Consider the following 10,340-nt stretch of genomic DNA (forward strand, 5'->3'; position numbering starts at 1 on the left):
AGTTCTTTTAGTTGTTGATTTCATAACACTCTCCAATTTTGGGGGTGGAAAGTGTCAACCTTATTTAGGACGGCACACTAGATACACAAAAGGCTATGGTTCCCCATAGCCTTTTTTCTTTTTTTCTCGTTGGTGTGAGTCTGCTTACAGCATCTTCTTCAAGCGATACAGCTCTTCAAGAGCTTGGCGTGGCGTTAAGTCGTCAGGATCAATACCTGACAGAGCTTGTTCGACCTCGCTAGGCTCTGGAATCAGGCTCAACTGGTTAGCCACATCTACTGCACTTGGACGTGGTGTGTCACTGTTTTGCCCCAGTTGCTCTAGCTGAGATAGCTTGTTACGCGCATTTTTGATGACCGTTTTTGGTACGCCTGCTAAGCCCGCAACAGCCAGGCCGTAAGACTTACTTGCCGCACCTTCTTGAACTGCGTGCATAAAGGCAATGCTGTCTCCATGTTCTACGGCATCCAAGTGAACGTTCGCTAAGTTTGGCAGCTGGCTTGGTAACTCTGTTAATTCGAAGTAGTGGGTTGCAAATAGGGTCATCGCACCAATTTGTGTTGCGAGCCATTCCGCACTTGCCCAAGCTAAAGACAGACCGTCGTAAGTACTAGTACCACGTCCGATTTCATCCATTAGCACCAAACTATTCTTAGTTGCGTTGTGAAGAATATTGGCTGTTTCGGTCATTTCTACCATGAAGGTCGAGCGGCCAGATGCAAGATCATCTGACGCACCAATACGAGTAAATATACGATCTAAAGAACCAATCTGTGCGGATTCTGCCGGTACATAAGAGCCGATATGTGCCATCAATGCAATCAGCGCAGTTTGACGCATGTAGGTTGATTTACCACCCATGTTTGGACCGGTGATGATCAACATCTTACGGGCTGGGTTAAGCTCAATTGGGTTCGCGATGAACGGCTCTGTTGTTACTTGTTCTACGACTGGATGACGACCAGCTTGAATGTGAATTCCTGCGTCTTTCACAAGCGTTGGGCGGCAGTAATCTAACGAATCTGCACGCTCTGCTAGGTTTTGTAATACATCCAGTTGAGACAGAGCAGAAGCTAGGTTTTGCAGCTTCTCAAGGTTTGGCATCAATAGATCAAACAGTTCTTCCCACAACTGTTTCTCAAGTGCTAACGCTTTAGATTTCGAGTTAAGTACTTTGTCTTCGTGTTCCTTAAGCTCTGGAATGATGTAGCGTTCAGCGTTTTTGAGTGTTTGGCGACGTACATAATGCGGTGGAACCAAATGGCTCTGGCCACGGCTTACTTGGATAAAGAAGCCATGAACGTTGTTATAGCCTACTTTAAGCGTATCGATACCGTGTCGTTCACGCTCATCTCGCTCAAGCTGCTCAAGATATTCTGTTGCACCATCTGCTAATTTTCGCCATTCATCGAGCTCCGCATTGTAGCCTTCAGCGATGACGCCACCATCACGAATAACAACCGGCGGATTTTCTTTAATCGCGCGTTCTAACAGGTCACATACTTCGTCAATCGGAGCTGCATACTTCGCCAATTTCGTTAGGTACGGATGGGTCAAAGAAGCGGTGACAGATTCTAGCTCTGGTAGCTGTTGCATGGCATTGCGAAGTCTAGCCATATCGCGAGGGCGAGCAGAGCGTAATGCAAGGCGCGCTAAGATACGTTCAATATCACCAATTTGCTTTAACGTTGGTTGAAGATCGGCAAACAGAGCTTGTTCTTTAATCTCACCAATCGCATCAAGGCGATTGTTTAACGTTTCAATGCAACGCATAGGCTGATGCAACCAACGCTTCAGCATTCGGCTGCCCATCGGAGTTGCACAATGGTCGAGTACTGCAGCGAGCGTGTTATCGATTCCGCCTGCTAGATTTTGAGTAATTTCCAGATTACGTCGGGTAGCAGCATCAAGGATGACGGATTGATCCTGATGATCAAACGTTAAAGAGCGAATATGAGGTAAAGCCGTACGTTGAGTATCTTTTACGTACTGGATCAAACAACCAGCAGCACACAGCCCTAAGGACGCATGTTCTACACCAAAACCAACCAGATCTTTTGTGCCAAATTGTTGATTGAGTTGTTGCTTAGCCGTATCAAGCTCAAACTCCCAGACTGGGCGACGACGGTTACCATTGCGGCTCGCCATTAAATGTACAGGTTCAAAATCTTCTGGGAACAGTAGCTCACGTGGTGCAGTGCGTTGAAGCTCGGCTGTCATCGCTTCTTCAGTTTCTGGTTCTGTCAGTTGGAAGCGACCAGAGGTGACATCCAGCGTCGCATAACCGAACTTACCGTTGTGATGGTAAATTGCTGCGATTAAGTTATCGACACGCTCAGAAAGCAGCGCTTCATCCGTCACAGTACCTGGTGTCACGATACGCACAACTTTACGTTCTACCGGGCCCTTGCTGGTGGCCGGATCGCCAATCTGTTCACAGATCGCCACAGACTCACCAAGCTGAACAAGTTTTGCCAGGTAGCCCTCTACGGCGTGAAATGGCACACCCGCCATTGGGATAGGTTCACCTGCAGACGCACCACGTTTGGTCAATGAAATATCAAGAAGCTGAGAAGCTCGCTTGGCATCATCGTAAAAGAGTTCGTAGAAATCGCCCATGCGGTAGAACAGCAAAATCTCTGGGTTCTCAGCCTTTAGCTTGAGGTATTGCTGCATCATCGGAGTGTGTTTTTGTTCAGCTTTCACAGGTAAGTTCTTTTGTTTATTTCCGTAGCGGCTTAGGATACGTGAATCCCTATCAAGTAAAAAGAGACAAAGGGCATTTTGGCTATGGAAAAAACAACAAAATTGAGTGCCGATTTAGGCGCATTATTGGCTAAACACGGGCATCTTTTAACGACCGCAGAATCATGCACAGGTGGTGGTGTTGCAACCGCCATTACTGACATTGCTGGTAGTTCAGCGTGGCTTGACCGTGCGTTTGTCACCTACAGTAATGAAGCGAAAATGGAGATGCTTGGTGTGCAAGCTTCAACGTTAGAAGCGCATGGTGCAGTGAGTGAGCCAGTTGTGATTGAAATGGTACAGGGTGCAATTAAAAACTCCAATGCGACCATCGGTGTGTCCATCAGTGGTATTGCAGGGCCGGGTGGTGGCAGTGAAGAGAAACCAGTCGGCATGGTCTGCTTTGCTTTTGCTGATAACCAAAGTTGGCAGCAAGTCGAAACCATGCATTTTACTGGTGACCGTGCAGAAGTTCGCAAAAAAGCGGTCGAGCATGCGCTGACTCAATTGTATCAACATCTACTCTAGAATTTCTTAAATTGTTTTAGCCCAGCATTGATAAGGGCTAGAGCAAATCACGACTTTAGGTCAGCCAAATTTTTTTCATACAGGTATGGACACTGTATGAATCAACAGTATAATAACTTTCATTGCTGAGCAGTTCTTCTGCTTAAGAAAAATGAATTACTATTCGTCGCCCAAAGAAGATGAATAAATCGGAGAAAGTAATGGACGAGAACAAACAGAAAGCGCTCGCCGCTGCGCTAGGTCAAATTGAAAAGCAATTCGGTAAAGGCTCTATCATGCGCCTTGGTGATAACCGCGCAATGGACGTAGAAACCATCTCAACGGGTTCTCTTTCTCTTGATATCGCTTTGGGTGCTGGTGGTCTACCAATGGGTCGTATCGTAGAAATCTACGGCCCAGAATCTTCAGGTAAAACAACATTAACGCTTGAGCTTATTGCTGCTGCGCAACGTGAAGGCAAAACTTGTGCGTTTATCGATGCAGAGCACGCTCTAGATCCTGTATACGCGAAGAAACTTGGCGTAGATATCGATGCATTGCTAGTTTCTCAGCCAGACACAGGTGAGCAAGCGCTAGAGATCTGTGACGCACTTGCACGTTCTGGTGCTATCGATGTTATGGTTGTCGACTCTGTCGCAGCACTAACACCGAAAGCAGAAATCGAAGGCGAAATGGGCGATAGCCACATGGGTCTGCAAGCACGTATGCTTTCTCAAGCAATGCGTAAGCTAACGGGTAACCTAAAGCAGTCTAACTGTATGTGTATCTTCATCAACCAAATCCGTATGAAGATTGGTGTGATGTTTGGTAACCCAGAAACAACAACAGGTGGTAACGCACTTAAGTTCTACGCTTCTGTTCGTCTAGATATCCGTCGTACTGGCGCAATCAAAGAAGGTGACGAAGTCGTAGGTAACGAAACGCGCATCAAAGTTGTTAAGAATAAGATTGCAGCACCATTTAAAGAAGCAAACACACAAATCATGTACGGCCAAGGCTTTAACCGCGAAGGTGAACTTGTCGATCTAGGTGTGAAGCACAAGTTAGTTGAAAAAGCCGGTGCTTGGTATAGCTACAATGGCGATAAGATTGGTCAAGGTAAAGCGAATGCGTGTAACTACCTGCGTGAGCACCCTGAAGTGGCTAAAACTATCGATACAAAACTGCGTGAAATGTTGCTAGCGCCAGCACTTGCGGAAGCGCCTGAAGCTGGTGAAGCGCCAGAGCAAGCTGAAGAGTTTTAATCTCTCATAGATTAATAAATGACAAAGCCCTGCAATGCGGGGCTTTGTTGTATCTATTGAAATCAAAAATCGAATTATCACAAAGGCCATTGAGAGCCTGTACAGCAAAAATACTTTTAGGATCATCATGTACCAAAAACGCCAGGCGCCAACATTATCGAGCAAAGAGGCAGCTATCCAATTGCTTAGCCGTCGCGATCATGGTCAGTATGAGCTTTACCAAAAATTATCGATGAAGGGCTATGAAGAATCAGACATCGACATCGCAATTAATTTTTGCCTAGACCATAATTATCTAGATGATTTACGTTACGCGAAGAGTCAAATTAGACAGCATGTATACAAAGGACATGGAGAGCGTCGAATTCGTCAAGAGTTAAACCAGAAGCGTGTTGCGGAATCGGTGATTGAGCAAGCTATGGCTGAAGAGCCGCAAGATTGGTTTGAACTGGCTAAACAGGCGGCAGAAAAGAAATTCAAAGGTATTAAAGCCAAAGACCAGAAAGAGTACGCTAAACAGGTGCGATTTCTGCAATATCGTGGCTACAGTTTTGACCAAATCAGCTACGCGCTGAACTTTGAGGACGAAGATTAACGGTCAGTCGTCCGCACTGATTTTTGTTTTGCTTCAAATTTTTTCTCCTACTCCCTCTTTTCCTCAAGAAAACTAGTCTCAGCTGTTTGCATGATCTACAATACGGCAAAATTCTAACTCGACTATTTTCAGGAAGAGCTGCATGTACATGAGCACTGATGAGGTTCGTAACGCGTTCCTCAAGTTCTTTGAGAGCAAAGGACACCAAATCGTAGAAAGTTCATCGTTAGTTCCACATAACGACCCAACCCTGTTGTTCACAAACGCAGGTATGAACCAATTTAAAGATTGTTTCTTAGGCTTAGAAAAACGAGCCTACACTCGAGCGACTACGGCTCAGCGTTGCGTACGTGCTGGTGGTAAACATAACGACCTAGAAAATGTTGGCTTTACTGCTCGTCACCACACATTCTTTGAAATGTTAGGCAACTTCAGCTTTGGCGATTACTTCAAAGAAGATGCGATCTCCTTTGCTTGGGAATTCCTAACCGAAGTTCTTAAACTGCCAGCGGATCGTTTATTGGTAACTGTTTACGAAACCGATGACGAAGCGTTTGACATCTGGAACAAGAAAGTTGGCGTACCCGCTGATCGTATTGTTCGCATTGGTGATAAAGAAGGCGGCAAGCCGTACGAGTCTGATAACTTCTGGCAAATGGGCGACACTGGCCCTTGTGGTCCATGTACTGAAATCTTCTACGATCACGGTGAGCACATCTGGGGTGGCCGTCCTGGCACGCCTGAAGAAGATGGTGACCGTTTTATCGAGATCTGGAACAACGTATTCATGCAGTTCAACCGTCACGCAGACGGGACTATGGAACCGCTACCAAAACCATCGGTAGATACTGGTATGGGTATCGAGCGTATCTCTGCAATCATGCAGGGCGTTCACTCAAACTACGAAATCGATGTATTCCAAGCTCTTATCAAAGCAGCAGCAGAAGTGATCGGTTACGAAGACCTATCAAACCAATCACTACGCGTTATCGCTGACCACATCCGTTCATGTTCATTCCTGATCGTGGATGGCGTTATGCCTTCAAACGAAGGTCGTGGTTACGTATTACGCCGTATCATCCGTCGCGCAGTTCGTCACGGTAACAAGCTGGGCGCACAAGGTGCATTCTTCCACAAGTTGGTTGGCGTACTGGCAGACATCATGGGTACGGCTGGTGAAGAGCTGAAGCGTCAACAAGCTGTGGTTGAAAAAGTACTGCGTATCGAAGAAGAAAACTTTGGTCGTACACTTGAGCGCGGTATGGCGATTCTAAACGAAGCATTAGATAACCTAGACGGTAAAGTACTGGACGGCGAAACCGTATTTAAACTTTACGACACTTACGGTTTCCCAGCTGACTTAACTAACGACGTTGCACGTGAGCGTGAGTTCGCAATTGACGAAGAAGGTTTCGAGAAAGCGATGGAAGAGCAGCGTCAACGTGCGCGTGAAGCGGGTAACTTCGGTACTGACTACAACGCAGCAATCAAAGTTGATACGCAAACAGAATTCTGTGGTTACACAGGTACTAAAGGCTCTAGTTCTGTAGCAGCGATGTTCGTTGAAGGCAACGAAGTAGATTCGCTATCTGCGGGCGACAAAGCAATCATCGTACTTGGTGAAACACCATTCTACGCAGAGTCAGGCGGTCAGTGTGGTGACGCTGGTGAAATCCGTACTGAGTCTGGTGTATTCCGCGTTGAGGACACTCAAAAACTAGGTAACGCAATCGCGCACCACGGTGTAATGGCAGAAGGCGTTCTAGCGAAAGGCGACGAAGTAGCAACTATCGTTGACGCAGAGCGTCGCGCAGCTATCTCTCTAAACCACTCAGCAACGCACTTGCTACACGCAGCACTACGCCAGGTTTTAGGTGAGCACGTAACGCAGAAAGGCTCATTGGTGAAGGCAGACAACCTACGTTTCGACTTCTCGCATCTAGAAGCCGTAACCGCAGCAGAGTTGAAAGAAGTTGAGCGCCTAGTTAACGCGCAAATTCGTCGCAACCACACGATTGAAACCAACGTGATGGACATTGAGTCTGCTAAGAAGAAAGGCGCAATGGCTCTATTCGGCGAGAAGTACGACGACGAAGTACGCGTACTATCTATGGGCGACTTCTCGACAGAGCTTTGCGGTGGTATTCACGCATCAAGCACAGGTGATATTGGCCTATTCAAAATCACTTCAGAAAGCGGCATTGCTGCAGGTATTCGACGTATTGAGGCGGTAACAGGCGAGGCTGCATTAGACGCTATTGAAGCTCAAAACGCGAAGTACGAAGAGAAACTCGCAGAATCTGCACAGAAAGCAAAAGCGCTAGAGAAAGAAGTGCAGAAGCTAAAAGATAAGATGGCGGCAGCAGAAAGCGCTAACATCATGGGCAAAGCGGTTGAAGTCAATGGTACAAAAGTTCTAGTCGCAGCTCTTGAAGGCGCTGACAGCAAGAACCTACGTACTATGGTTGATGACATCAAGAACCAAATGGGGTCTGGTGTCGTACTGCTTGCTAACGTAACAGGTGACAAGGTTGGCCTGATTGCTGGTGTGACTAAAGATCTAACTGGTAAAGTAAAAGCTGGTGATCTAGTTAAGATGATTGCTGAGCAAGTCGGTGGTAAGGGCGGTGGTCGTCCTGACATGGCTCAAGCTGGTGGTACTGATGTAGCCGCACTACCAGAGGCAATTAAAACAGTTCAGCCTTGGTTAGAAGAGCGCTTATAAGCTTTTAACTACTAAAATTACGCTCAATCAAGTTTCTTTGATTGAGCGTAATTTTTTTTAGCAGCCAAGTGGTTTAATTGACCAAAAGTTAACCGAGTCATTTAAGCTATTTGGTTTTTGTTGTAACTACTGCTTATATAATTTTTCTAAAAGGAAATACTGACGATGTAAGCAGTTCTAAAGAGACTTCGGTCTTGGGAAGGTGAAGACTGGTGAAAAAGCCCCTTATCGTGCAAAAGTTTGGCGGAACCTCCGTGGGTTCAATTGAAAGAATCCACCAAGTTGCTGAACACATCATTAAGGCGAAAAATGATGGCAATCAAGTTGTTGTCGTCGTGTCTGCAATGTCAGGCGAAACAAACAGACTGATGGACCTCGCTAAACAGATAGATAGCGTGCCTACAGCTCGAGAACTTGATGTTTTGCTCTCTGCTGGTGAGCAAGTGTCAATGGCACTGTTAGCAATGACACTCAATAAATTGGGTCATGCTGCACGCTCGCTTACCGGAGCACAGGCGAATATTGTGACGGATAATCAACACAATGACGCAACGATTAAACACATTGATACTAAGACAATTCTGGGATTGCTTGAGCAAGACCAAATCGTGATTGTTGCAGGCTTTCAAGGTGTGAATGAGAACGGGGATATCACCACATTAGGTCGAGGTGGCTCAGATACGAGCGCAGTGGCACTGGCAGGCGCATTGCGCGCTGATGAGTGTCAAATCTTTACCGACGTTGATGGTATTTATACTTGTGACCCACGTGTAGTGAAAAACGCGCGAAAATTGGCGGTTATCGATTTTCCTTCCATGGAAGCGATGGCAAGCCGAGGCGCGAAAGTATTACATTTACCTTCAGTGCAATTTGCATGGAAGAATAATGTGCCACTGCGCGTGCTTTCGACATTTGATGTTAATGAAGGCAGTCTGGTAAAGGGGGAGTTAGGCAATCAAGCCGTCTCTGGTATAGCCATTCAACGTGACCTTGCCATAATCGAAGTCGATAAAGAACATTTATCTAGTGCTACAAAACAATGTCAGATGTTGGGTATCGACATTTGGAATGTGATCGAGGAAACAGAACGGGCAGGTATCATGATAAAACAAGATGCATGTGCCAAGTTCGATCTGGTGTTCAGCGACAAAATCCGTAATAGTGAAGTGGTAAGCCTGTTGACCGCAGTGGGGCTTGAGGCCAATGGAATGGTAGAGCACGCATGCGATTTGTTGGCAAAGCGAGATATTGAGATCAATTTCAGCGCAACGAATGCACTCACTATGATGCTAGTTTTAGCACCCGAATGTGTGGATACAGCAGCAAACATTCTGCATGATGCTTACATTACGTCTAGTGAAGCATTAAACATTCAACAAAAACATGCCTTTTTAGGCTGATTTTCGCTAACAAGGGAGTTTACGAAAATATAACTTTTGTTGGATAATAGCTTTGTAGCAAGAAAATTTAGAGATTACTCAAGGAGCAAAGAATGCTAATTTTGACTCGCCGCGTAGGCGAAACACTGATGATTGGTGATGAAGTGACTGTAACTGTACTAGGTGTTAAAGGTAACCAAGTGCGTATCGGCGTTAACGCTCCGAAAGAGGTTTCAGTTCACCGTGAAGAAATCTACATGCGCATTCAAGCTGAAAAAGGCAATGGCAACGTTGCTTCAGGTAACTACTAAGTCGCTCCTGTTTACAGAGCTTAGTTTGAATGAAAAAGGCTAACCGAAGGGTTGGCCTTTTTAGTTTTTACTGTTTTTGAAAATTTGCAGAAACTATTGTGTTGAGTATGGCTGTGAATTCATCAATAATGTTGATTCGAACTTCAGAAAGTTATTTGAAAATAAATGTCTTTTTTTCAGAGAAGACTCTCTTTTTTTCATCATAATAGAGTGATAAAGTTCGTTTAATAGTCACTTTGATTAAATCAGCAACGGTTAAGCCAGTTTCGTAGATTTTTTCAAAGAAAGTGTTTGACATATTTTCGGTAAAACGTAATATGTGCCTCCGCAAGACGGTGAGGTGGCCGAGAGGCTGAAGGCGCTCCCCTGCTAAGGGAGTATACGGTTTATCCCGTATCGAGGGTTCGAATCCCTCCTTCACCGCCATTCTTGCAACGTTGATTTATCAACAAAAAGTGCGTCCTTAGCTCAGCTGGATAGAGTACCTGGCTACGAACCAGGCGGTCGGAGGTTCGAATCCTCCAGGACGCGCCATATCTCTTTTGAGATATAACAATGAAAACGGTGAGGTGGCCGAGAGGCTGAAGGCGCTCCCCTGCTAAGGGAGTATACGGTTTATCCCGTATCGAGGGTTCGAATCCCTCCTTCACCGCCATTCATTGACTGGCCCGATGGCCTTTTTTTTGTTTCGTAAGAAATGAATGTGATTTACTTCACAACTTCTTAGCAAGAAGATCTGCGCGTCCTTAGCTCAGCTGGATAGAGTACCTGGCTACGAACCAGGCGGTCGGAGGTTCGAATCCTCCAGGACGC

At 45.8% G+C, this 10,340-nt stretch carries 7 protein-coding genes and 4 tRNA genes; 10 read left to right on the forward strand and 1 reads right to left on the reverse strand.

Translation table 11 applies throughout. The annotated features are described in order from the left end of the window. Positions 1 to 144: 144 nt before the first annotated feature. Complete coding sequence (mutS, locus tag R7E29_RS14710; protein ID WP_054576336.1) at positions 145 to 2,706, reverse strand: DNA mismatch repair protein MutS; 2,562 nt, start codon at positions 2,704 to 2,706, stop codon at positions 145 to 147. A gap of 84 nt (positions 2,707 to 2,790) precedes the next feature. On the opposite strand from mutS, the gene pncC reads away from it, so the two are divergent. The 10 genes from pncC to R7E29_RS14760 all read left to right on the forward strand — a co-directional run bounded on the left by pncC (position 2,791) and on the right by R7E29_RS14760 (position 10,340). After that, positions 2,791 to 3,273, forward strand: coding sequence for a nicotinamide-nucleotide amidase (gene pncC, locus R7E29_RS14715; RefSeq protein ID WP_017633544.1), 483 nt, complete (start codon positions 2,791 to 2,793; stop codon positions 3,271 to 3,273). 200 nt (positions 3,274 to 3,473) lie between these two features. Next, positions 3,474 to 4,517 carry a recombinase RecA gene (recA, locus tag R7E29_RS14720; protein ID WP_005380874.1) on the forward strand — a complete coding sequence of 348 codons (1,044 nt, stop codon included), beginning with the start codon at positions 3,474 to 3,476 and terminating at the stop codon, positions 4,515 to 4,517. Between the two features lie 127 nt (positions 4,518 to 4,644). After that, on the forward strand, positions 4,645 to 5,112 hold the full coding sequence (recX, locus tag R7E29_RS14725) for a recombination regulator RecX (protein WP_005383799.1): 468 nt from the start codon (positions 4,645 to 4,647) through the stop codon (positions 5,110 to 5,112). A 142-nt stretch (positions 5,113 to 5,254) separates the two neighbouring features. Continuing rightward, on the forward strand, positions 5,255 to 7,837 hold the full coding sequence (alaS, locus tag R7E29_RS14730; RefSeq protein ID WP_005380872.1) for an alanine--tRNA ligase: 2,583 nt from the start codon (positions 5,255 to 5,257) through the stop codon (positions 7,835 to 7,837). 212 nt (positions 7,838 to 8,049) lie between these two features. After that, positions 8,050 to 9,237: an aspartate kinase gene (locus R7E29_RS14735; RefSeq protein ID WP_005383803.1), complete on the forward strand. Its 1,188-nt coding sequence runs from the start codon at positions 8,050 to 8,052 to the stop codon at positions 9,235 to 9,237. 92 nt (positions 9,238 to 9,329) lie between these two features. Further along, positions 9,330 to 9,527 carry a carbon storage regulator CsrA gene (csrA, locus tag R7E29_RS14740; RefSeq protein ID WP_004415691.1) on the forward strand — a complete coding sequence of 66 codons (198 nt, stop codon included), beginning with the start codon at positions 9,330 to 9,332 and terminating at the stop codon, positions 9,525 to 9,527. A 334-nt stretch (positions 9,528 to 9,861) separates the two neighbouring features. After that, a tRNA-Ser gene (locus tag R7E29_RS14745) sits at positions 9,862 to 9,953 on the forward strand. Between the two features lie 31 nt (positions 9,954 to 9,984). Continuing rightward, positions 9,985 to 10,061, forward strand: a tRNA-Arg gene (locus tag R7E29_RS14750). 29 nt (positions 10,062 to 10,090) lie between these two features. Then, positions 10,091 to 10,182: transfer RNA gene (locus tag R7E29_RS14755), tRNA-Ser, on the forward strand. A gap of 85 nt (positions 10,183 to 10,267) precedes the next feature. After that, positions 10,268 to 10,340, forward strand: a tRNA-Arg gene (locus R7E29_RS14760).

It is taken from the genome of Vibrio sp. Vb1729, assembly GCF_033338655.1.
Taxonomy (GTDB): Bacteria; Pseudomonadota; Gammaproteobacteria; order Enterobacterales; family Vibrionaceae; genus Vibrio; species Vibrio alginolyticus.